Origin of the sequence: Chitinophaga niastensis (genome assembly GCF_003014755.1) — a bacterium.
Classification (GTDB): Bacteria; Bacteroidota; Bacteroidia; order Chitinophagales; family Chitinophagaceae; genus Chitinophaga; species Chitinophaga niastensis.
On sequence record NZ_PYAW01000001.1, the window covers coordinates 29,892 to 53,201 of the forward strand.

The window sequence follows — 23,310 nt, forward strand, 5'->3', positions numbered from 1 at the left end:
TCGCTTTAATCTTCGCTAATCTTTTTAAAATCAAAAAAATAAAATCGTGGTAATCAGTATAATCAGCCTAATCGGGAGAAAGACAATTTCTGCTTACTCTTCTACCAGTGGGAACCACAAATTAACCCTCGTCCCTATTCCTCTCCCATCTTCATCTACCAGGTCTTCAATATCAAAACTGGCATCTACATTAAACCTGCTGTTATACAATGATAACCGGTCGCGCGTAATCTGTAGCCCGCGGGATTGATGCAGGGGTTTATTCATCCGCTTCATGGCAGCTGACTTTTCTCTTCCGATGCCGTTATCTTCTATAGTGCATAGTACGCGGTCATTTACCAACCGGAAAGTAATAGTGAGTTTACCTTTGGTTTTTTCGTGCAGTAACCCGTGCCAGATGGCATTTTCCACAAAGGGTTGAATAATCATGGTGGGAATCTCCACCATTTCGGTATCCAGCAAGGGGTCAATGATAATATTGTACTCAAACTCATCTGCGAAGCGGAGTTTTTCGAGCTCCATATAGTTTTCCAACACGTTCACTTCCCTGGCAACGGAAATATTATTGAGTTGTGAATTATCCAATACGTTGCGGATCAGCTTTGCAAAGCGGCTGAGATAAACCAGTGCCTGCTCTGTTTCGCTTTTCATCATAAAGGTTTGAATAGAGTTGAGCGCATTAAAAATGAAGTGTGGATTCATTTGCGCGCGCAATGCTTTCATTTCCAGCTGAGCAATTTGCTGCTGTATCGCTTCACGTTGTTTTGCTTCCTTTTTGATACCGTCAATACGCAATTTGAAATATAAATATGCCAGCGATACAGCCAGCAGCAAGCATAACAAACGGAACCAACCTGTTTGCCAGAAAGCCGGTTTTATATATAGCTGTAACGTGCTGATATGATCTGAGTAAGTACCCGCCGTACTTACTGCCCGCACCCGGAAAATATAATTACCTGGTGGCAGATTGGTATACTTTGCCACCAGTATATCTTCCGCACCTACCCAGTTTTCATCTACACCTTCCAGCTGATAATAGTAGCGGATCTTTTCATGATGGTATTGCAGGCTTTTAAATTCGATGCCGATAAAATTCTGTTTATACGTTAACGTTACCGGCACACTATCACGCAATGCTGCTTCAATGAGGATGGTGCTGTCCAGTGCTTTCAGGCTCACAATGGTAACATCCGGCGGTGGTGGTGCTACGAGCAAACTGGCCGGATCAAAGGATACAAAATGTTCCGAGCCGCCTACCAGTAACCGGCCATCCTGCAGCGTCACAATACGGCGACGAACTTTGCGGGTGTTATCGATAATATCATCTCCCTGTACAAATGTTTCCAGTGTATCCGCTGGTAAATTGTAGCGATAGAATCCGTACTGGGTGGTAAACCATATTTTTCCGGGTACATCTTCTTCCATACTCAGCACCCATTCATCAAAAAGCTGGTTGTTGATCTTAAGCGGCTCGTAGGTATTGTTTAAGACGTTATAGATCCATAAACCATGATCAGTACCGGCTAACAGGATGCTATCGTTGTATTTAAGCAAGCAGGTGATGTTGTTGTACAGATGTGTTTTCCAGGCAAAAGATGCTCTCGCAGTTATTTTCCTGGTGTGGGCATTAAAGCGTATCAGGCCACCGCTGCTGGCTCCCAGCCAAAGCAAAGAATCGTTTTGCGGTACAATGTCCATCACAGATATTGGCCGTTTAAGCGAGTCTGTCAGTTCATGAAAATGTTGAAAGGTGTTTTGTTGTGGATTCCAGCTGGCCAATCCTCTTTTATACAATCCTATCCAGACAGTTGTATCGTTTTGCGGTTGCAGATGCAATAATGTTTGTTCGCATAATGCAGGAGAGGAAAGGTGTTTACTGAATTTTCCTGTAGCAGGATTGAAGAGCGAAAGGTTTCCGTTTTCCTGCCCTACCAGTATAGTACCATCTTTTAATTCCGCGAAACTCCATACCAGTCCACGTTCTTCCGGCAAGGTAACATTCGGATCACCTTCATTATGTACATAATTACGGAGGAGCTCCAGCTGAGAAGTTAACCGGCTAAAACCCCGTCCCCAGTAGCCTACGTATACATTGCCGTTGGTAGCCTGATAAATTCCGGTTACTTCCGTAGCCGGCAATTGTTCTTTTGTGTTAGGGAAAGTAGTCCGGTGATCCAGCCGGCGAAAGGATTTATTATGTAAACTGAGGATGTTCACACCATGGTCGGTGCCAATCCAGAGATGGCCTTCGCGGTCGCTTAAAAAACAATTCGCCTCATAGTTGAAATGGAAGCCCTGTTCATCTGTATTATCTGCTGTGATATTAAGATCAAAGCTGCTTGTTTGGTTATTATAACGGAAGATCCCACCTTTTTCAGTAGCTACCCATATACTTTTTTCGCCATCGGCGGTTACATCAAAGATAGCATCCCAGGCCCCGGGGCTACGAACCCGCTTATCTGAAGGAGCATCAAAGGTATAGGTATTCAGTTTGTGTAATGCGGTGTCATAGCAGTATAGCTGCCCCAGGCGGCCGGCCAGCCATATCCGGTGTTGATAATCAGTAAATATTTTTTTGAAGCTGTTGTTGATATTCAGTACAGGTAATTGTTCGGGATTATTGGCAGTACTGTATAAGTGTTTACGTTCCCTGTCGAGTATATAGAGTCCTTTTTTGCCGCTGATCCACAGGTTACCGGATTCGTCTTCCATGATGGCATCTTCCATTTGCCGCCTGTCGGCTTCCGGTATGATCGCTGCTTTTTTAAAGTTAAATTCCTTGTCATCAAAGCGAAGCAATCCGTCATGGGTGGTTGCCCATATCACACCATCGCGATCCTGCACAATTTGGCTGCATTGCAGCCCTTCCGGGAGTGCGGGCCTGCCATCTACCCTCAAAGATTTCACGAGGGCCGTAACGGGGTCGTATACACGAATATTATCCGGGGTACCCATCCATATGCGTCCCTTCTTATCTTCACACAAACAAATATCATCGTAGTAAATAGATCCTGGTACCCTGTCGAAGTTAGCCACTGTAACAAGATTGGTACCATCGTATCGTTGAAGGGCAGTACTGGCAATCCAGATAAATCCTTTATGGTCCTGCAAAATAGCAGAAACGTGATTGCTGGCTAATCCGCTGTTGATATCTAAATGAGAAAATTTATATGAAACATTGCCGGGGGCCTGCCCATTCACGGGAGATATATACAATATCATCCACAGCAGGTAAAAAAAATACCCGCTTGTCTTTTGCCAATGTTGTGCAGTTGCCTTACTGTGCAGTTGAATCATTATGGTTTTGGGAAGTAGCACTACAGGAATAAATGTACTAAATGTTGTTGTTATTTTGCGTTATCACGGGCTATACTGCCTGGCAAGATAAATACCTGATGGGGAATTGGTGTATGCAGCGAAGGGGAAGAATTGCTGAAATAAAAAAAGGATCTCTTTGCAGAAATCCTTTTTTAGTGTACCACGTACGGGAATCGAACCCGTGACTCCTCCGTGAAAGGGAGGCGTCTTAACCCCTTGACCAACGCGGCATTTTTCGTTTCGGATTGCAAAGATAGGAAAATGTTTTACAATCCAAAATTTTTTTTCACTTCTTATTCAAAGGTAAGAAAATAAATGTGTTTAGTGTGTAATAAAACTGTCTTTCCGGGAGAGCCCTGCCTGCCTCCACCGCCCTACTGGCGTGCATGAGGCAGGTTTCCACCCCTTCAGATAATTATACTCAACTGTTTATATTTATTTATTATAAATATTTTTTCAGGGAGATAAAAAATAGGCGCATTTATCATCTCCTTTATAACCTGTAAGACTACACGAAGTATCCGGTTATTGTTTTAAACCGGCGATCAGGTTAACCGTCAGGGCTACTACAAAAGTATTAAGTGCAAAAGAAAGCAAGCCATGCGCCAACGCCGTACGCCTGATTATCCGCGCATTGATCTGCACATCAGATACTTGGAAGGTCATACCAATCACAAAGGAGAAATAGGCGAAGTCCAGATAATCGGGGCATTTCTCATTCGGGAAATCCAGGCCACCGGCATGTTTCGTACTATCCTTTGTATCATCATCGTAAAACAGGTTAGCATAGTGAAAAGTCAAAGTAGTATGTACCATCACCCAGGATGATAGCATGCCCGTAATAGCTATCGGTAAATAAATAATTTTAGCAGTCTCCGATACCTCTTTGGACAACATCAGTAATAAAACAAAAACTAAACTGGCAAAGGAAGCCACTACTATCATCAGTGAAACAAAAATACGGCTGCCATCATCTACCCTGGCCCACTTACGCAATTCATTCACCGAACGGTTATAAAAAACAATCCAGCCCGTAGTAATGTAGGAAATCGAAAATACATCCCAGAGCAACATATAAAATATCAGCGGATGGAGTGCTATTTTAAGGAAAAAGCAACTTAGGAAGGCAACTAAAGTTAAACTCAGACTAACCAAAACCCGCTGCAATGGATGCATACCGACAAGCAGCTTAACGGCTTTCTTATTTTTCATATTAATATAGCTTATGCTTTAAAGGTAGGAGTATTAGGGGCAATAAAAAACAGGATGGCTTTACAAGGTTTTGGAAGCTTCCTGTATTCACACAGTTGCGGTAATCTGGCAGCAATGGAAGGTTCCTGTTTATATATGATTAAAATCAGGGTATTACAATTTACTTATTTTGTAAATAATTTACAAAATAAGTAAATAATTATTTATCTTAGATGAAACTGAAAAATGAATGTTAATTAAAGATATTCAAACAGAAGAAAAACTTGAAGCAGTTATTGAACCTATAGAAGATAATGATTATAAAACGCTGAAAAAGAATAAAGCTCAATACAAATGGTTTAACTGGGATAAATATAAAGGACAGGAAGTTTATAAACTCAGATTGAAGGATAACGCAACGATCCTGGGGCTGATGTGCATTATTGACCATACAGATCCTGGTACCAATGCCATTGAAATTGAATTGCTTGAAGTAGGAGATGATAATGTGGGAGATAAAAAAAAACTAGATAACATAGCAGGTTGCCTCATCGCTTTTGCCTGTAGGGAGTCATACAAGAGAGGCCATGAGGGATGGGTATTTTTGACACCTAAAACAGATCTAATACCACATTATATTTCGCATTATGGATTAGCCTACACACCACCATTAGGCACCAAATTAGAAGGCGTTATGGTGGCACAGCCTATCATATCACAGCGACTCGTTCGAAAATATTTAGACTAAGAGACCTTTGCCTGATATTGCTTCCGTAGTTTATAAAACTACTAAAAATCGCAGATTATGAAATCGTATAAAGAAATCGCAAAAAAATACAAGCCGGAGGAAATTGCTCAATCATTTGTTTTCCCTGATACATCAGGGAAAAAAGAAGCAAAACTCGAAGCCTTTCAACAGTTCCGGCAAAAAGCAGATGCGAAACGAACTGAAAAAGATAAGATAATAGCACAATTACTTCAACTGAAATTTCAGATCGAAGATTACATTAATACAGAAGTATTTAATAAAAGTCAGCACTTTGGTTTCTTTCTAAAAGAATACATTGAACGCCTGGAAAAAAAAAATAAAGAGTTCGCATCTGAAATTGATATTGACCCAACCGAATTGAGCCAGATCATTAATAAACACAGAGCGCCTACAGAAAAACTTATTATCAGATTAGAAATCCATTCCAATAAGAGCTTTCCTGCTATTATGTGGTTTAAACTAATTGAAAAAGAGAAAGCATATGAGCTGATTCACGATAAAGAAATAAGAAATAGAGAAAGTAAACATGTAAAACAAAAATCAGCATTTTCGCTTTAAACATACAACAGTTTAATCTTTCGCAGACAATTCTGTTGAATTACGCTTGCATTAAAGCAAGAAAATTACGTAGATCATAGCCTGTATAATACAGGCCACACCACAGATCAAAGCGGTCTTTATATTGAGCGTATTGAGACAAAACAGCATCAAAGCCAGCTCCGGTTTCAAAAGTTAAAAGAATGCTCTTTTCAGAACAGCCCTTTATAAAGCACCACGGACCGGACAAATGTCGAACTATTGGGTAGGGATTTTGAAAGGATATGTAAGCTCCGGCATAAATGAAAATGGAATAATGTTTGGATACATAAAAAAATAGCAGTAGGTTATAAATTAGCTTACCCTGGTGACGTACTTTGTATCGCCAGGTTTTTGTAACTTATAAATAATAAACGGGAAAATTATGGTAATCGTCAATAGTTTCGCAGAATATCAAGCATACGAGGGTAAAGAAATAGGCAGTTCGGAATGGCATAAAATAGATCAGGAACAGATCAATAAATTTGCGGATGCAACGCTTGATCATCAGTGGATCCATTGCGATGAGGAAAGAGCAAAAAATGAGGGGCCTTTCAAAACCACCATTGCCCATGGTTATTTGACGTTGGCGTTAATTCCCTATCTATGGAAGCAAATTGCAGAAATCCGCAATGTTAAAATGGAAATAAACTACGGTATAGAGCAGTTTAAGTTTGGCCAGGCGGTACTTGTGAACGACGAAGTTCAATTGAAAGCGAAACTCAAATCTATAGTCGATTTAAGAGGTGTCACGAAAGTGATAATTGGTGCCACTCTCAACATTAAGGGTAAGGCAAAACCGGCTTACACGGGTGATGTGGTGTTTCTATACCATTTTTGAGGCATGTAAACCGCCCTCTTCCTGACATTTTTACAATATCTCTAACTTTAAGTGAACGTCCCATTTTCATCATGTAGTGAAACAATTCGGTCACATAGGATGTATATCAGATCAAGCTTAAGGGTATTGGCAGAAAATAAAAAGAGGGAACAATACATCTGTATTGTTCCCTTTTTCGCATACCGCGGGGCGGACAAATGTTGATGGCTTAAATATTACTTGATTGAGTAAAGGAGAACCTATGATTAGGAAATTTTATATTTTTAATTCATGTTAAAGGATTTGAATAAAGATCAATTGCTATTAGAAGAATTGATGAGTCAGATTTCTGAAAAGGGTTTTGACGCTGGTTGGATGTCGGGCTTAGCATTCGACCTTTGGCGTATTATAAATGGAGGTGATAAACGTTATGGATATCATGTTCTTACGCAGGAAGAAATTAACCAGTTGTGGTCTTTAGCTCGGAAATGTGGGTGTTGGATTGTCTTCGATGATGAAAAGGAAGAAACAGCAATTGATTTGGATATTTGGGAAGAAATGTTTCTAAACAAAAAATCTGCCCATTAATAAATTAGAGGAATGGCTGGTAGGAGTAAATGGAAATAAAGAAGGTTACTCATATGAGCAACCTTCTTATCGTGTACCGTGTCCGGGAATTGGTTCGAACATTTCGAGCGGTTTGTGCAACAAATTACCTATATCAGGGGATTCATAATACCTTCAATTTCAGGAAATCTTTAGCAAGTGGGGGCTGGAAAACGTGCCACAATGTGCCACATGTCCCGAAAGTGCTTTCCTCCGGCAACAACTAAAACTTCCCGACATTTTACCTCGACAAAAATAATTGCACATAAATTTGCGCAACTCAAAAGTTGCATATATATTTGCAACCTGAAGGTTGCGTAATTAAGTATTGAAAAATGAAACAAGACATATTCCAAGCCATAGCTGACCCAACACGAAGGGCTATTTTAACTTTAATTGCTATTCAATCATTAACGCCAAATGCAATGGCGGAAAAATTTGATATGAGCCGACAAGCGGTATCAAAGCATATTAAGGTATTACAGGAATGCGAATTGATTAAACCTGAGCCGTCTGGTAGAGAGATCTACTATCATTTTAATCCAAAGAAAATGCAGGAATTTGACGATTGGTTAGCCCAATTCAAGAAAAGTTGGGAAACTCAATTTAATCAACTTGATGAGGTATTATCAACAATTAAAAATAAGAAAAAATGACAAACAGTTTGCTATTTGATTTTACCGTAGACAAAGCAACAAAAACGGTATTCATAACCAGAGAGTTTGATGCCGACCTTTCACTGGTATGGGATGCTTTTACCAAACCAGAAATTCTTGACCAATGGGTGGCAGCTAAACCATGGACGTCAAGGACAAAATTTATGGACTTCAAGGTTGGTGGACGAAGATTTTATGCGATGGTAAGCCCTGAAGGACAAGAGCGTTGGGCAATTCAGAAATACACTTCAATTAGCCCAAAAACCAATTTCAAATTGTTTAATGCTTTTGCGGACAAAGATGAAAACCCTGAATTACCCGGTTCTGATTGGGATCACACCTTTAGCGAACAAAACGGAAAGACAACCGTGCGGATTGCTATTTATAATGAATCTCTTGCCCGCATGGAGAAGATGATTGAAATGGGCTTCCAAGAAGGATTTACGATGTCAATGAACACTTTAGCAGATCTGTTGGCAACGTTATCCGGGAAATGATTTCTGTTGGAAATATTTTGAATAAACTTTTAATAGAACAAACAATTTAATAAGCTAAAAAATAATAACTATGGCACTAATCAATCCTCACATTAATTTCAACGGAAATGCCGAAGAAGCATTTACCTTTTACAAATCAGTATTTGGCGGAGAGTTTGCAAAAGTTATTCGTTTCAAAGACCTTGCAAGCCCTGAATTCCCGATAGCGAAAAAAGAAGAAAATAAAATTATGCATATTGCTTTACCTATCGGTAAATGCAATATGTTGATGGCAAATGATGTTCCGGAAAGTATGGGAAGAACAAACGAAAATGAGAACAGAAGTAAAATTGTAATAACTGCGGAAAGTAAAGAAGAAGCAGACAAATTATTTAATGGGCTTTCAGTAGGAGGACAAATAGAAGGGCCTATTGGTGACAGTCCCTGGGGTTCATATTTTGGTTGTTTTAGAGACAAATACGGCATTGAATGGATCGTGGAATATGACCGGAAAAAATAATGGAAAAATATAAATGAAAAAAACGAACGCCTAACATCGGTTTGTCTTGTCAATAAAATTCAAACAAAAGCTAAATCACGTTATGAAAAATCTACTCAAAACGAATAATCCACTTAGATCAATACTGCTAATTGTAGTCATTATATTGACAGCATCCCGATCAAACGGGCAACAAATCAAACCTTCCAACAGTGGTTACGCACCCGTTAATGGCATCAAAGTTTATTACGAAGTATATGGCGAGGGTAGGCCAATCATTTTACTACACGGAGCCTTTTACACGATCGATATGAACTGGAGCCAATTAATCCCTGATCTGTCAAAAACCAGGAAAGTAATTGCCATTGAATTTCAAGGACATGGGCATACTCCCTTTTCAGATAGAAAATTATCGATTACTACTTTGGCAAAAGATGTGGAGGGTGTGATGGATTACCTGAAAATTGACAGTGCTGATGTAGCAGGATATAGTATGGGCGGCTCTGTAGCTTACCAGTTTGCTGTACAAAGCCCTAAACGCTTAAGAAAATTAGTGATCATTTCTTCCACTTATAAAACAGATGGTTGGTTACCCATAGTAAACAGCGCGTTTGAAAATTTTAAACCCGAATTTTTTGATAATACGCCTTTAAAAACCGGATACGATGCAGTGGCGCCTGATAAAACAAAATGGACGAACTTCTTAAAGCAGATGCTTGACTTCGTTAAAGTTCCATTCAACGTGGGTGACTCGAATATTGCGAAAATTGCTGCGCCTGTACTAATTATATCGGGTGACAATGACGGACTGGATAAAATTGAGTTGATGAAAACATATCAATTGTTGGGCGGTGGTTTGGCCTCAGACCTGCAACCAATGCCAAAATCGCATTTGGCTATTGTTCCTTCGCAAGGACATGTGAGCCTGATGATGCAAACAAAAATAATTTTAGATTACCTGAATGACTTTTTGAAATAGACATAATCATAGCTGGCAGTAAAAAGATACCCCGATATATCGCTCTGGCTTTCACCGGGACTACATCGCGTTCAACCCACTGACACATAGTGGGTTTTATTTTTTACAATTTTTGAACGGTGTGTAACTAAACCCCTCGCAGGAGTATCCGGATCGCCGGAGGCAATCAGGTTTTGCCAGGGAGACTGATATGTGAAATGAATGGCTGAATGGACAGCGCTGAGAGGTGGCAAAAATAAAAAAGCCCCGATCGTGAGATCGAGGCCTGTGTACCACGTACGGGAATCGAACCCGTGACTCCTCCGTGAAAGGGAGGCGTCTTAACCCCTTGACCAACGCGGCGCATCATTTTCGGATTGCAAATGTAGTATCTTATTTTATATTTCCAAAAAAAACTTCGTTAACCTAAATTTATATTGATTAATAAGGGTATAGATTGTAAATTCGCTCTCGATTTTTTCATACTCAAATCACGATGTAAAATGGGAACTACTCTCAAAATTGGTATTAATGGTTTCGGTCGCATTGGCCGCTTGGTATACCGCCAGATTTACAAAATGCCCGGCATTGATGTGGTAGCTATCAATGACCTCACCAGCCCTAACGTGCTGGCGCATTTGCTGAAATACGACTCAGCACAGGGTAGATTCGATGCAGACGTTAAGCATTCCGAAAACGCAATCAATGTGAACGGTGAAGATGTGAAGATATATGCACAGAAAGATCCTTCTCAGATTCCATGGAAAGAACACCAGATCGATGTAGTAATCGAGTGTACAGGTTTCTTTGCTGACAGAGACAAAGCTGCTGCACACATTACTGCTGGTGCTAAACGTGTTGTAATTTCCGCTCCCGCTACCGGTGATCTGAAGACAATCGTTTTCAACGTTAACCACGAAATCCTGGATGGCAGCGAAACTGTTATCTCCTGCGCTTCCTGCACTACCAACTGCCTTGCTCCTATGGCTAAAGTACTGCAAGATAAATACGGCATCGCTACCGGTTTAATGACCACTGTACACGCTTACACCAACGACCAGAACACCCTGGATGCACCACATCCAAAAGGTGACCTGCGCCGCGCACGTGCTGCTGCTGCTAACATTGTGCCTAACAGCACTGGTGCTGCTAAAGCAATCGGCCTGGTACTTCCTGAGCTGAAAGGTAAGCTGGATGGTAATGCACAACGCGTTCCTACTATCACAGGTTCTTTAACTGAGCTGACTACCATCCTCCATAAAAAAGTAACTGTTGATGAAGTTAATGCAGCTATGAAAGCCGCTTCCAACGAATCTTTCGGTTACACTGAAGATGAAATTGTAAGCTCTGATGTCATCGGTATCCACTTCGGTTCCCTGTTTGATGCTACTCAAACTAAAGTAATCACTGTAGGTGAGCACCAGATGGTTAAAACCGTATCCTGGTACGATAACGAAATGAGCTATGCATCACAACTGGTTCGTACTGTTAAGTACTTCGCCGGTCTGATCAGCAAATAATTATACCAAACACTCCCGGTGTTAGCCGGGAGTTGTTAAATTCCGCGGGACTACACCATAGCAGCAATATGCCAGATTTTTTTCTTGGTTGAATATTCGCTTTGTGCTGTTGGTACCGCGGTTTTTTTATTGATATCTCTTTCTGTTCTCTTAAATTGATACATATGAGCAAATTCTCCGACTATAACTTCAACGGCCGCAAAGCCTTGATACGTGTAGATTTCAACGTACCGTTGAATGATAAATTAGAAATTACCGACGATACCCGTATGCGTGCTGCCGTGCCTACCATCAAAAAAATACTGAAAGATGGCGGTGCAGTAATACTGATGTCTCACTTAGGTCGTCCCAAAGATGGTCCTACTGATAAATACTCTTTAAAACATCTTGTATATCACCTTATCTCTTTACTGGACGGTGTTACCGTTAAGTTTGCAGCAGATTGCGTAGGCCCTGTTGCCGAAAAAGCCGCTGCCGACCTGCAAATGGGTGAAGTACTGCTGCTGGAAAACCTGCGTTTCCATAAAGCGGAAGAAAGAGGAGATGCTGTTTTTGCAGAACAACTGTCTAAACTGGGCAATGTATATGTAAATGATGCATTCGGTACCGCTCACCGTGCACACGCTTCTACAGCAGTGATTGCGCAATACTTTGCACCAGCCGACCGCATGTTTGGTTTGCTGATGAATGCAGAAGTAAGCAGCGCACAAAAAGTACTCAACGAGGCAGAAGCCCCATTTACAGCCATTTTAGGAGGTGCTAAGGTGAGTGATAAAATCCTGATCATCGAAACGTTGATGGATCGCGCCAACAACATCATTATTGGTGGTGGTATGGCTTACACTTTCCTGAAAGCACAGGGCAAAGAAATTGGTAACTCCCTCTGTGAAAACGACAAACTGGATCTGGCGAATGAACTGGTAGCAAAAGCAAAAGCAAAAGGCGTACAACTATTGCTCCCGGTGGATTCTATTGCGGCTGATAAATTTGCAGAAGATGCAAATACACAGACAGTTTCCAATGATAATATTCCGGCAGGCTGGATGGGACTGGATATTGGCCCTAAATCCATCACACTGTTTGGCGAAACCATCGCTGCATCCAAAACCATTTTATGGAACGGCCCGATGGGTGTATTTGAAATGAAACCTTTCCAGGGTGGCACCAAAGGTGTTGCAGACGCCATTGTTACAGCTACAGCCAAAGGCGCCTTTTCACTTGTAGGTGGTGGTGATTCTGTTGCAGCTGTAAATCAGTTCGGTATAGCTGATAAAGTAAGTTATGTATCTACTGGTGGTGGCGCTTTGCTGGAATTCTTTGAAGGAAAAGAATTGCCGGGAATTGCAGCTATCAGCTAAGCTATAAAATGCATTATGCACAACTGAGGTTGTTTGAACCATATATTTACTGGTTCAGACAACCTTCTCTTTTTTATATCTTGCAGCAACTATTAATTTTTCCATCATGAACAAACGCTTTCTCTGGTATCCTGTAATCATCGGCATTTTTGCTGCGCTGATATGGGTAATTCTTCAGAAGGGACAATCACTGTCTGTTACCCAGCATACTATTATACCTAAGACAACAGTTGCCACTGCTACTGATACTCATTACCTGGATAACCTGAAACACCCGCTGGGCTTATTGTTGCTGCAAATCATTATGATTATGCTGACTGCCCGCCTGTTTGGAATACTGGCCAATAAAATAAAACAGCCTGCTGTAGTAGGTGAAATTATTGCGGGCGTATTACTGGGGCCATCCTTGCTGGGCTGGGTTACCCCCTCTTTTTCTGCGTTTCTTTTTCCTGCAGAATCATTAAAAAATCTGCAATTCCTCAGCCAGATAGGATTGGCGTTTTTCATGTTTATTGTAGGCATGGAGCTGGACATCAACAAGATCAGGAATAAAGCACATGATGCGGTGATGATCAGTCATGCCAGCATAATTGTACCTTTTTTTCTGGGGGTATGGCTGGCGTATTTCCTGTTTACCCGCTTTGCCCCTGCTAACGTAAGCTTTATCTCCTTCGCATTATTTATGGGCATTGCTATGAGCATCACCGCTTTTCCGGTGTTGGCGCGCATTGTACAGGAAAGAAAATTGACGCATACGCCACTGGGTATTATGGCCATCACCTGTGCTGCGGCAGATGATATCACAGCCTGGTGTATACTGGCTGTAGTAGTAGCCATTGTAAACGCGGGCGGTGTACTGAGCGCGGTAATTACTATATTATTGGCAATCGTTTTTGTATTTGCCATGCTCATGATAGTACGGCCATGGCTGGCTAAAACCATGCAGGCGCAAATGGCCAAAGGACACCAGAAAGCAGCTGTTTCACTGGTTTTCTTTACTCTCCTGATAGCTGCCTGGCTGGCGGAAGTAATAGGTATACATGCTTTGTTTGGTGCATTCCTGGCGGGTGTTATCATGCCTGCAGAAACAAATATCAAACAACTGCTGACAGATAAATTAGAAGATGTAAGCGTTTTGCTCCTGCTGCCGATCTTCTTTGTTTATACGGGTTTGAGAACACATATCGGTTTGTTAAATCAGGGAGATCTGTGGCTGGTATGCGGCATGATCATGCTGGTAGCTGTAGTAGGTAAATTTGGTGGCAGCACTATCACTGCCCGCTTAATGGGGCAGTCCTGGCGACAATCCGTTTCTATTGGCGCCCTTATGAATACGCGGGGTCTGATGGAACTGGTGGTGCTTAATATTGGTTTCGATCTCGGCATTTTATCTCCCGAAATATTTGCTATGATGGTGCTGATGGCGCTGGCAACAACTTTCATGACCGGTCCTTTGCTTGACCTGGTGGTGTATAGTGAACGGCGGAAAGGATTGATGACAGCGTAGTTTCAGATGATACTATAAAAAGAAATCCCGTTCCGCTAAGCCGGAACGGGATTTCTTTTTATAACTTTTATAGATTATTTCTTTTTGGCAGCACCTTTCTTCTTTTTAGCAGTAGTATGCTTTTTAGCAGTAGTATGCTTTTTAGCACCATGGTGGTGATGTTTCTTAGAAGTGTGGTGTCTTTTAGCTGATGTTGAGGTAGTTGCTTTCTTAGCTACTGTACTCTTGTCGGCCATCTTAACTGGTGTTGGAAACTTAGATTTATCCACACCAACCGCTTTATCATCCAGTGTAAGCTGTACTGATTCTTTCAGCATCTCTTCCTTTTCCGCCATGAACAGCTTCATTTTATCTTTCGGAATACGAAGGTCATAGCTGTTCTCTGCACTGGCCATTGCTTTAGAGAAACCCGGGTTGAAGCGGTCCAGTTCAGCCACCTGCATATCCAGTTTCTTTGCAATTGCCTCCAGACGGTATTTGCCGGTTACATTGATTTCTACAGTGCTGTAAATTTCTTCTTCTGTTAATGGGCCTCTGGCAACAGGAGCCGCAGTCAGATTTTCAGCAGGTTGTGCTAATACCACTGTATTATCGTCACTTACACCAAAGAAGTTATTGAAACGATCGAGGATATAGCCAGTAGCAATGAATTTGTATACGTGGTTACGTGATTCAGCCGGCAGGAAATACTGCATGCCCCAGAAATCTGTACGGCCACTCGCGTTGATGGCACGTTGTACACCACCTGCACCACAGTTATAAGCTGCTACTACCAGTAACCAATCACCAAACTGAGCATACAGCTGATTCAGGAACTGAGCAGCTGCCAGGGTAGATTTATAGAAATCTTTTCTTTCGTCTAATTTTTTACCTACGCTCAAACCGAAGATACGGGCAGTACCGGCCATAAACTGCCAGGCGCCTACCGCTCCTACTCTTGAACGTGCATTGGTATTAAAGCTGGATTCTATTACCGCGAGGTATTTCATTTCCTCAGGGATACCATTTTCACGGAACACCTTTTCAATCATATTGAAATAAGGCTGTCCTCTGTCAATCATCGCCTGCAGGTGTCCACTGTAACGGGTAGCATAGTTATTAACATAACCTGCTACCAGGTTATTGTTGATCTGTTCATATACTTTCGCGCTGCGAATAGTATTAGGCAGACTTTGAGCTGCTTTTTTTACCGCCACGGAGGTAGGTGAAGCCTGTACAGCTGTATCCTTCGGCAAACGTACCTTGTGATTCAATTTCAGTACAGTCGTGTCAGGCGCTCCGATTGGAAACACCGTCTCTTTAGGATTGCTATTGCTACCCATCACATTCACACTTCCTAAACTCAGTGCCGGCAACAGCAGTAGTAAAAAGATTTTTGTCATACAATTTATTTTAAACAACCGTAACCTGCTCCTTAGCCATCAATTGATGAGCTATACGTAACAAGTTCGCTTCGCTAAACTTCTTTGTGATGATCTGTACACCATATGGCATTCCGTTTGAATGCCGGTACAGAGGAACGGATATCGCCGGAACCCCTGCCAGATTTGCCAGTACCGTGTAAATATCAGCCAGGTACATAGCTATAGGGTCATCAGTTTTTTCCCCTAGTTTAAATGCCGTGGAAGGCACTGTTGGCATTAAAATGGCGTCGTATTCTTCTAATATATCATTTAATTTATCTGTCACTAACCGCCTAACCTGTTGTGCCTTAGTATAATAGGCATCATAGTAGCCTGCACTCAGCACAAAAGTCCCCAGTAATATACGACGTTTTACCTCTTTACCAAACCCTTCTGACCTACTTTTTTTGTAAAATTCGGTCAAATCCAGGTTTTCTTCAGCGGTCCTGTGTCCATATTTTACCCCATCGTAACGGGAAAGATTCGAGGATGCTTCTGCTGTAGTAAGCACATAATAGGCTGGTACTACGTGGTCCAGGTATTCAAAACTCTTACCTGTTAAGGTGTGGCCCAATGATTGCAAACTTTCAAAGAAATCAATGTAGCCCTCTTTCATTTCTGTGTCCAGTCCGTCATGATATTGCGCGTCTCTTAAATACGCAAATCTGAAGGATTTATTGTTGGAGAGGTTTTCTAGGTAATCGGGAACTTCCTGTTGGGAAGCCGTACTATCAAACTCATCCGGACCAGCAATCACTTGTAGCACAGCTGCCACATCGGCAATATCCTTGCCAAAAATACCGATCTGATCAAAAGATGACGCATATGCGATCAATCCGTAACGGGAAATACGGCCATAGGTGGGCTTTAACCCTACTATACCGCAAAAATCCGCCGGTTGGCGAACAGAACCACCTGTATCACTACCCAGGCTCACCTGGCACAAATCTGCCTGCACAGCTACGGCAGAACCTCCTGAAGAGCCGCCCGGTACCCGGCTATTATCCAGCGCATTCAGCGTGGGGCCGTAAGCAGAATTTTCATTGGTAGAACCCATTGCAAATTCATCGCAATTGAGATTACCAATGATAATAGCATCTGCTGCCAGCAATCTTTCAATTGCCGTAGCGGAAAACAAAGAAGTAAACCCTTCCAAAATATGGGAAGCGGCGCTTACATTATGCCCTTTATAGCAGATTACATCTTTAATACCAACCACCACACCTGCCAGTGCACCAACAGGCTGCCCGTTTTTAATACGGGTATCCAGTTCCTGTGCCTTTTCCAGGGCCTCCTCCTCATATACTTCCAGGAAGGCATTTAAGTGTTTTAGCTGTGCTATACGATTGAGGTAATAACGCACCCTCTCCGTACAGCTTGTACTGCCGGCGTATAATGCTTTATGGAAAGTAATTATACTGCTGAATTCAGACAAGACTAAACCAGTTAAAAATTAAATAAATCAGGATAAAAAAAAACTCCGTTTCCGGAGTCAGCTATAGGCTACGCGTTATGTTGCGGCGCTTCCGGCTTTGTAATGTCTATGGCATGTGGAGCTTCTGGCTTTACAGCATCCGTGGCATACGGTGTGTCTGTAGTAGCAGGTACAGCAGATTGAACAGGCTTTTCTCTCATACCTTCTTCAATTTCCTGGCGCACATTGTTTTTGGCGTCATTGAACTCACGGATACCTTTACCAAGGCCACGCATCAATTCCGGTATTTTTTTACCTCCAAACAGCAACAAAACCACTACAGCGATTAAAAGCAGCTCGGACATACCGATATCCTGAAGAATTAAGAATGATGATTTTACAAAAACAGTGGTCATTTTCTCAAATGTTTATATTGTTCAGCGGACAAAGATAGATGATATAATCGGCTTTTTCACCGCTACAATCCGCTTTTACCTGAGTTTTAATTCCATTTTAAGCATACGAAAAAGGCGGAACCGGTAAGGTTCCGCCTTTAACAAATTTCCCTGTATTTATACTAAACCCTTTTTTCTTTGATACGGGCTTTCTTACCAGCACGTTCGCGCAGGTAGTAAAGTTTTGCTCTTCTTACCTTACCCACCTTGTTCAACACGATACCATCGATATGAGGAGAGTAAAGCGGAAACAGTCTTTCCACACCAATGCCATCAGAAATCTTTCTAACAGTGAAAGATGCTGTAGATCCTGTACCCTGGATTTTCATCACATCACCTTTAAAGGACTGAATCCTTTCTTTATTACCTTCCACGATTTTATAATTGACAGTGACGTTGTCGCCTGCTTTAAACTTCGGGTACTGTTTCTTAGCTGTCAGTTGTTCGTGAACAAACGAAATTGCGTTCATCTTTCAAATATTTATGGGAGTGCAAAAGTAAGTCAAGAAATAGCATTTACCAAATTAAAAAAAGAATAATTCTCCACTTCAAATAGTAATCTTGCCTATATGACCTATAAATCATTACGTTATAAAAGATCAGGTCTGCGTTCTTTTGTTCTGTCCAACGCCTCCTGATGGCGCCAGTCATCAATTTTTTTATGATCACCGCTTAGCAGGATATCCGGCACCTTCCAGCCACGGAATTCTACAGGGCGGGTATATACCGGCGGAGCCAGCAAATTATCCTGAAAAGAGTCGAATAAGGCGCTGGTTTCATCGTTCAGCACACCAGGCAACAGGCGGCCGATGGCGTCTACCAATACAGCTGCACCCAATTCTCCTCCTGAAAGCACGTAATCACCAATAGATATCTCTTTGGTGATAAAATGATCCCGGATACGCTGGTCGATGCCCTTGTAATGCCCGCACAGCATCAGCAGGTTTCCCTTTAGCGAGAGCTGGTTGGCCATTTTCTGGTTCAGCGTTTCGCCATCAGGTGTCAGATAGATGATTTCATCATATTGCACTTTTGCCTGAAGCGCTTCAATAGCATTGACAATAGGCTCCAGCATCATCACCATACCTGCGCCGCCGCCAAACTGATAGTCATCCACCTGGTTGTGCTTCAGGACGGAATAGTCCCTGAGTGGATGCAGGTGTACTTCCAGCAGCCCTTTAGCCTGCGCCCTTTTCATGATAGAATGAGAGAGCGGGCTTTCCAGTAACTCCGGCAATACTGTGATTATATCTATTCGCATGCTTTACTGCGCCCGTTATACAGTTGCGCCCCTGTTTCACCAGTAAATAACCCTGCTCCAGCCTTAACTGGTGTACAATTCTATCAACCCATCCGGGAGATTCAGGTATACCACCTGTTTCTTTTTATCCACTTTTATGAGTGACTGTTCATTGATAGGCAGGAGAGCTTCTTTGCCCTTTATCATCACTTTTACCAGCACCTGCATGGGCATTTCAATTACCTCGTCGATAGTGCCCAGAAGGCCGTGTTGTTCGTCTTCCACTGCAAAACCCAGCATTGCCAGGGGAGCAGAGGAAGCGGTTTGTTGTTTAAAATCTTCTTCCTGCAGATATACCTGTGCCGGCATCAGCTTATGAGCAGCTTCTTTTGTATCAATACCTTCCAGTTTGATATAAACGCTCTCTGCATCTCTCACAGTTACCTGCTGAATAAAGTAGGGAATAAAGCTGTTTTTTCGCTCTTCCAGGAAAATGACACTTACCCCTTTCAATGCGGATTTCTTGCCAAGGCTATGCCTTAAAAGCAGGTCTCCCTGCAATCCATGCGCCGATGCGAGTTTACCAATACTGAAATAATTGCTCATAGTAGCGATTAGCTTTTAACGATTAGCCAGTAATTTGCTAATAGCTAACCGCTAAAAGCTAAAAGCTGGTGTCACACAGAAATTAAAAAAGGAAATATTTGCGGTTGCAAATATTTCCTTTTTCAGGTATTGTTAAAACGTTACCGTTTTATGCTTCTGTACCTTCTCCTTCTGCTGGAGCTTCAGTAGTTGGAGCTGGAGCAACAGGAGTATCTTCTACCTTTCTGATGATCGGAGCAGCGATTCTCGCTTTCTTGTGACCATCGCGGCGGGCAGAAACTTTTTGTTCGTGTTCAGCTTGCCATTGTGCGAACTTTTGGTAAGCAGTAGGCTCGTCGAACAGGTTCAATGTAACACCTCTTAACAGGTGTTTCAAATACAATACACCTTTGAAAGACAGGATTCTTCTAACAGTGTCAGTAGGTTGTGCACCTTTCTGCAACCAACGCAATGCTTTTTCAGTATCAATGTTGATTGAAGCCGGAACTGTTAAAGGATTGTAAGTACCGATTTTCTGGATGAATTTACCATCTCTTGGTGCGCGTGCGTCAGCTACTACGATAAAGTAGAAAGGCCTTTTCTTCGCGCCATGTCTCTGCAGTCTGATTTTTACTGGCATAAATAAGTCGAGTTATTTTTTGCGAGTTAGGAAATATTGTTTAATTAGGGATGCAAATGTAATCAGTAAGTTGATATTTGCAAAAAAAATTTATGTAAAGTCGCGCTATTTATCTCACCATTCCTTTCAAACCCTTGCCACCAGCGCCAAATTTATTCATCATCTTCATCATCTGCCGCATCTGCTCAAACTGTTTCATGAACTGATTTACGTCCTGGATCTCTTTTCCGGATCCTTTTGCGATGCGTTTGCGGCGGCTTCCGTCGATCATATCCGGGTCAGCACGCTCTGCCCTGGTCATGGAGTTGATCATCGCCTCAATGCCCTTAAAAGCATCGTCGCTGATATCCAGGTCCTTCACAGCCTTCCCAACACCAGGAATCATGCCCATCAGATCTTTCAGGTTACCCATTTTTTTGATCTGTTGCAGTTGTTCCTTAAAGTCATCAAAATCAAACTGGTTCTGACGGATCTTCTTTTCCAGCTTTTTGGCCTGCTCTTCGTCAAACTGTGCCTGCGCGCGTTCTACCAGGGTGGTGATATCACCCATGCCCAGGATACGCTGTGCCATACGCTCGGGGTAAAATACATCGAGGGTATCCAGTTTTTCGCCCATGCTCACAAACTTGATGGGCTTTTCTACCGTGTATTGGATAGTAAGGGCCGCACCACCGCGTGTATCGCCATCCAGCTTGGTGAGTACCACACCGGTAAAGTCCAGGCGCTCATTAAACGCTTTAGCGGTATTTACCGCATCCTGGCCGGTCATGGAATCTACCACAAACAGGATTTCCTGTGGTTTTACCGCTGCTTTTATGTTGGCAACCTCGGTCATCATCATTTCATCCACCGCCAAACGGCCGGCAGTATCGATGATGATGATATTGAAACCATTAGCTTTGGCGTGTTTAAGCGCATTTTCAGCGATCTGAACCGCACTTTTATTATCCGGTTCGTTGTATACTTCTACGCCGATCTGTTCTCCCAGCACTTTCAGCTGATCAATCGCCGCAGGGCGATAGATATCTGCTGCTACCAGCAAAGGTTTCTTACCTTTTTTGGTTTTGAGAAAGTTAGCCAGTTTACCGGAGAAGGTAGTTTTACCTGAACCCTGTAAACCTGCTACCAGTACGATGGTAGGATTAGTTTTAATGTCAAATTCGGCTTCGGTGCCGCCCATCAGCTCTGCCAGCTCGTCTTTCACGATCTTTACCATCAGCTGACCGGGAGAAATAGACGTCAGTACTTTTTCACCCAGGGCTTTATCCTTTACCTTATCAGTAAATTCCTTGGCAATTTTATAGTTCACATCCGCATCCACCAGTGCACGACGGATTTCTTTTACGGTGGTGGCTATATTTATTTCGGAAATGCGGCCTTCCCCTTTAAGCTGCTTAAACGCGGAATCGAGCCTCTCTGATAATGATTCAAACATTGTTGGTATTTTAAACGGACTGCAAAAGTATATTTTTTGGCTGAAAGGAAAAAGTGGAAGCGACGGATGCGGGTTTTATCTTTCTCCTGATTAGGCTGATTATACTGATTACCCTGATTTTATTTTTTGATTTATAAGGATTTAAAAAAGATTAGCGAAGATCAAAGCGGGTATTACCTTCGCTTCGATCTTCGCTAATCTTTTTTAAATCTTAAAGAAATAATCAGCGTAATCAGCATAATCAGTCTAATCCTGGGAAAGACAAGATTTGCATTACCCCAGATAGTTCCTCAGCAACTTACTACGTGAAGTAGTTCTCAATTTTGTGATGGCTTTGTCTTTGATCTGACGAACGCGTTCGCGGGTCAGGCCAAATTTTTCGCCGATATCTTCCAGTGACATGGGATGTTCTACGGCGATGCCGAAGTACAGCATGATCACGTCTTTCTGACGATCTGTTAATGTAGAGAGGGAGCGCTCAATTTCGGTGCGGAGGGAATCATGGTGATCCAGTTCCTCATCAGCGCTAACGGCGTTCGGGTTTGCGAGCACATCCAGCAGGGAATTATCTTCCCCGTCGATAAATGGAGCATCCATGGATACGTGACGGGCAGCAACACCAAGGGTGGCTTCTACTTCTTCCGTATTAATTTCCAGGATGGTAGCCAGTTCGTCGGGAGATGGCTCTCTTTCATATTCCTGTTCCAGCTGGGAATACGCTTTGCTGATCTTGTTGCTCAGGCCCACTTTGTTAAGCGGGAGGCGAACAATCCTGGATTGTTCTGCCAGTGCCTGCAGGATCGATTGGCGAATCCACCATACAGCGTAGGAGATGAATTTAAAACCGCGCGTTTCATCAAAACGTTGAGCAGCTTTAATTAACCCCAGGTTGCCCTCGTTGATCAGATCACTGAGTGACAGACCCTGGTTCTGATACTGTTTCGCAACGGATACCACAAAGCGAAGGTTGGCTTTAGTAAGCTTCTCCAATGCTCTCTGATCGCCCTGCTTGATCCGGATAGCCAGGTTTACCTCTTCTTCCGGCGTAATTAAATCCACTTTCCCAATCTCCTGTAAATACTTTTCCAGGGATTGAGACTCCCTGTTGGTAATGGATTTAGTGATTTTAAGTTGGCGCATTGACATAGAGTCGGAACAGTTACAGGTTAATAAAAAGTTAAGATTTGATGAATGCCTGACAAAAATAACTTTTTTTAGATAGCCACCAAAAAAAATCTATTGTTTTTAAATCATTTCCAAATAAAATCGATTGATCTTTAAGGGCTTGCTAATTTCATGGAAATTCGCCACTATACGGGGGAAACAATGACGGTTTTCATATAAGGATATTTAATATTATTAAAAATAATAATAGTTATATTATTACTAAAGTGTATAAAGTTTTCTGTGATTCTATAAAAAAAAACCGTAAATTATTTTGACAGAGTAAAATATTTTCTATAATTGCAACTGGATGATATTGATTTACTAATTATTTGAGAGATGTCTAAGAAAGTGCTTTACGAGTTAGAATTTCCGGTACGGTGCTCACCCGGTATCCTGTATGAATTCTTATCTACACCCGCTGGATTACAAGAGTGGTTTGCAGATAGGGTTGATTTCAGAGATAATGTTTTTTCCTTTTCATGGAACGGTACTGCTGAAGAAGCAGAAGTACTGGACCAGGAGGAAGACGAGTACATCCGGATGCACTGGACGCATGCACCCAAGGAAGAATATTTTGAGTTCCGCATACAGATTTCTGAAGTAACGAATGAAACTATCCTGATAGTAAAAGATTTCGCTGATAAGAAAGAAATTAAGGACCAGAGTCAACTTTGGGAATACCAGGTGAAAGACCTCTTCCACCGCATCGGCAGCTAA

At 42.1% G+C, this 23,310-nt stretch carries 23 protein-coding genes and 2 tRNA genes; 12 read left to right on the forward strand and 13 right to left on the reverse strand.

What is annotated here, in order from left to right:
• Positions 1-93 precede the first annotated feature (93 nt).
• From CLV51_RS00130 to CLV51_RS00140, 3 genes are all read right to left on the reverse strand, one after another.
• Positions 94-3,297, reverse strand: a complete 3,204-nt coding sequence (locus tag CLV51_RS00130) for a ligand-binding sensor domain-containing protein (protein ID WP_106525992.1) — start codon at positions 3,295-3,297, stop codon at positions 94-96.
• Between the two features lie 179 nt (positions 3,298-3,476).
• Positions 3,477-3,548 (reverse strand) — tRNA-Glu (locus CLV51_RS00135).
• 295 nt (positions 3,549-3,843) lie between these two features.
• On the reverse strand, positions 3,844-4,530 hold the full coding sequence (locus CLV51_RS00140) for a DUF1345 domain-containing protein (protein ID WP_106525993.1): 687 nt from the start codon (positions 4,528-4,530) through the stop codon (positions 3,844-3,846).
• Positions 4,531-4,759: 229 nt separating this feature from the next.
• On the opposite strand from CLV51_RS00140, the gene CLV51_RS00150 reads away from it, so the two are divergent.
• The 8 genes from CLV51_RS00150 (at position 4,760) to CLV51_RS00185 (ending at position 9,890) form a co-directional block, all read left to right on the forward strand.
• Positions 4,760-5,257, forward strand: coding sequence for a hypothetical protein (locus CLV51_RS00150; RefSeq protein WP_106525995.1), 498 nt, complete (start codon positions 4,760-4,762; stop codon positions 5,255-5,257).
• A gap of 57 nt (positions 5,258-5,314) precedes the next feature.
• Complete coding sequence (locus tag CLV51_RS00155; RefSeq protein ID WP_106525996.1) at positions 5,315-5,836, forward strand: helix-turn-helix transcriptional regulator; 522 nt, start codon at positions 5,315-5,317, stop codon at positions 5,834-5,836.
• A gap of 403 nt (positions 5,837-6,239) precedes the next feature.
• Complete coding sequence (locus CLV51_RS00160; RefSeq protein WP_106525997.1) at positions 6,240-6,695, forward strand: MaoC family dehydratase; 456 nt, start codon at positions 6,240-6,242, stop codon at positions 6,693-6,695.
• A gap of 270 nt (positions 6,696-6,965) precedes the next feature.
• Positions 6,966-7,262 carry a hypothetical protein gene (locus tag CLV51_RS00165; RefSeq protein ID WP_106525998.1) on the forward strand — a complete coding sequence of 99 codons (297 nt, stop codon included), beginning with the start codon at positions 6,966-6,968 and terminating at the stop codon, positions 7,260-7,262.
• A gap of 353 nt (positions 7,263-7,615) precedes the next feature.
• A complete protein-coding gene (locus tag CLV51_RS00170) occupies positions 7,616-7,936 on the forward strand; it encodes an ArsR/SmtB family transcription factor (RefSeq protein ID WP_106525999.1) in 321 nt (106 codons plus the stop codon).
• Positions 7,933-8,433 carry an SRPBCC family protein gene (locus CLV51_RS00175; protein WP_106526000.1) on the forward strand — a complete coding sequence of 167 codons (501 nt, stop codon included), beginning with the start codon at positions 7,933-7,935 and terminating at the stop codon, positions 8,431-8,433. The genes CLV51_RS00170 and CLV51_RS00175 overlap by 4 nt, the downstream gene beginning before the upstream one ends.
• A 70-nt stretch (positions 8,434-8,503) precedes the next feature.
• Positions 8,504-8,932: a VOC family protein gene (locus CLV51_RS00180; RefSeq protein ID WP_106526001.1), complete on the forward strand. Its 429-nt coding sequence runs from the start codon at positions 8,504-8,506 to the stop codon at positions 8,930-8,932.
• An 82-nt stretch (positions 8,933-9,014) separates the two neighbouring features.
• Positions 9,015-9,890 (forward strand): alpha/beta fold hydrolase, encoded by an 876-nt coding sequence (locus tag CLV51_RS00185; RefSeq protein ID WP_106526002.1) that lies wholly within the window; start codon positions 9,015-9,017, stop codon positions 9,888-9,890.
• A gap of 270 nt (positions 9,891-10,160) precedes the next feature.
• Here CLV51_RS00185 and CLV51_RS00190 read toward each other — a convergent pair.
• A tRNA-Glu gene (locus CLV51_RS00190) sits at positions 10,161-10,232 on the reverse strand.
• Between the two features lie 140 nt (positions 10,233-10,372).
• Between CLV51_RS00190 and gap the strand changes: the two genes are divergently transcribed.
• The 3 genes from gap to CLV51_RS00205 all read left to right on the forward strand — a co-directional run bounded on the left by gap (position 10,373) and on the right by CLV51_RS00205 (position 14,254).
• Positions 10,373-11,389: a type I glyceraldehyde-3-phosphate dehydrogenase gene (gap, locus tag CLV51_RS00195; RefSeq protein WP_106526003.1), complete on the forward strand. Its 1,017-nt coding sequence runs from the start codon at positions 10,373-10,375 to the stop codon at positions 11,387-11,389.
• A 164-nt stretch (positions 11,390-11,553) separates the two neighbouring features.
• On the forward strand, positions 11,554-12,747 hold the full coding sequence (locus CLV51_RS00200) for a phosphoglycerate kinase (protein WP_106526004.1): 1,194 nt from the start codon (positions 11,554-11,556) through the stop codon (positions 12,745-12,747).
• 106 nt (positions 12,748-12,853) lie between these two features.
• On the forward strand, positions 12,854-14,254 hold the full coding sequence (locus CLV51_RS00205; protein ID WP_106526005.1) for a cation:proton antiporter domain-containing protein: 1,401 nt from the start codon (positions 12,854-12,856) through the stop codon (positions 14,252-14,254).
• Positions 14,255-14,328: 74 nt separating this feature from the next.
• Here the strand turns inward: CLV51_RS00205 and CLV51_RS00210 are convergent, their stop codons facing one another.
• The 9 genes from CLV51_RS00210 to CLV51_RS00250 all read right to left on the reverse strand — a co-directional run bounded on the left by CLV51_RS00210 (position 14,329) and on the right by CLV51_RS00250 (position 22,566).
• Positions 14,329-15,636, reverse strand: coding sequence for a lytic transglycosylase domain-containing protein (locus CLV51_RS00210; RefSeq protein WP_106526006.1), 1,308 nt, complete (start codon positions 15,634-15,636; stop codon positions 14,329-14,331).
• Between the two features lie 10 nt (positions 15,637-15,646).
• On the reverse strand, positions 15,647-17,092 hold the full coding sequence (gene gatA / locus CLV51_RS00215) for an Asp-tRNA(Asn)/Glu-tRNA(Gln) amidotransferase subunit GatA (protein WP_106526007.1): 1,446 nt from the start codon (positions 17,090-17,092) through the stop codon (positions 15,647-15,649).
• A 68-nt stretch (positions 17,093-17,160) separates the two neighbouring features.
• The gene (locus tag CLV51_RS00220) at positions 17,161-17,436 is read right to left on the reverse strand and encodes a Sec-independent protein translocase subunit TatA/TatB (RefSeq protein ID WP_245898568.1); all 276 of its coding nucleotides are present in this window, start codon (positions 17,434-17,436) and stop codon (positions 17,161-17,163) included.
• A gap of 212 nt (positions 17,437-17,648) precedes the next feature.
• Complete coding sequence (rplS, locus tag CLV51_RS00225; protein ID WP_106526009.1) at positions 17,649-17,996, reverse strand: 50S ribosomal protein L19; 348 nt, start codon at positions 17,994-17,996, stop codon at positions 17,649-17,651.
• 119 nt (positions 17,997-18,115) lie between these two features.
• Complete coding sequence (gene trmD, locus CLV51_RS00230) at positions 18,116-18,787, reverse strand: tRNA (guanosine(37)-N1)-methyltransferase TrmD (protein ID WP_106526010.1); 672 nt, start codon at positions 18,785-18,787, stop codon at positions 18,116-18,118.
• Between the two features lie 63 nt (positions 18,788-18,850).
• Entirely contained in the window at positions 18,851-19,372 is a 522-nt protein-coding gene (gene rimM / locus CLV51_RS00235; RefSeq protein WP_106526011.1) for a ribosome maturation factor RimM, read from the reverse strand.
• A 148-nt stretch (positions 19,373-19,520) separates the two neighbouring features.
• The gene (gene rpsP, locus CLV51_RS29850) at positions 19,521-19,991 is read right to left on the reverse strand and encodes a 30S ribosomal protein S16 (protein WP_106526012.1); all 471 of its coding nucleotides are present in this window, start codon (positions 19,989-19,991) and stop codon (positions 19,521-19,523) included.
• 109 nt (positions 19,992-20,100) lie between these two features.
• On the reverse strand, positions 20,101-21,426 hold the full coding sequence (gene ffh / locus CLV51_RS00245; RefSeq protein ID WP_106526013.1) for a signal recognition particle protein: 1,326 nt from the start codon (positions 21,424-21,426) through the stop codon (positions 20,101-20,103).
• Positions 21,427-21,699: 273 nt separating this feature from the next.
• Positions 21,700-22,566: a sigma-70 family RNA polymerase sigma factor gene (locus CLV51_RS00250; protein WP_106526014.1), complete on the reverse strand. Its 867-nt coding sequence runs from the start codon at positions 22,564-22,566 to the stop codon at positions 21,700-21,702.
• Positions 22,567-22,929: 363 nt separating this feature from the next.
• Between CLV51_RS00250 and CLV51_RS00255 the strand changes: the two genes are divergently transcribed.
• The gene (locus CLV51_RS00255; protein ID WP_106526015.1) at positions 22,930-23,310 is read left to right on the forward strand and encodes an START-like domain-containing protein; all 381 of its coding nucleotides are present in this window, start codon (positions 22,930-22,932) and stop codon (positions 23,308-23,310) included.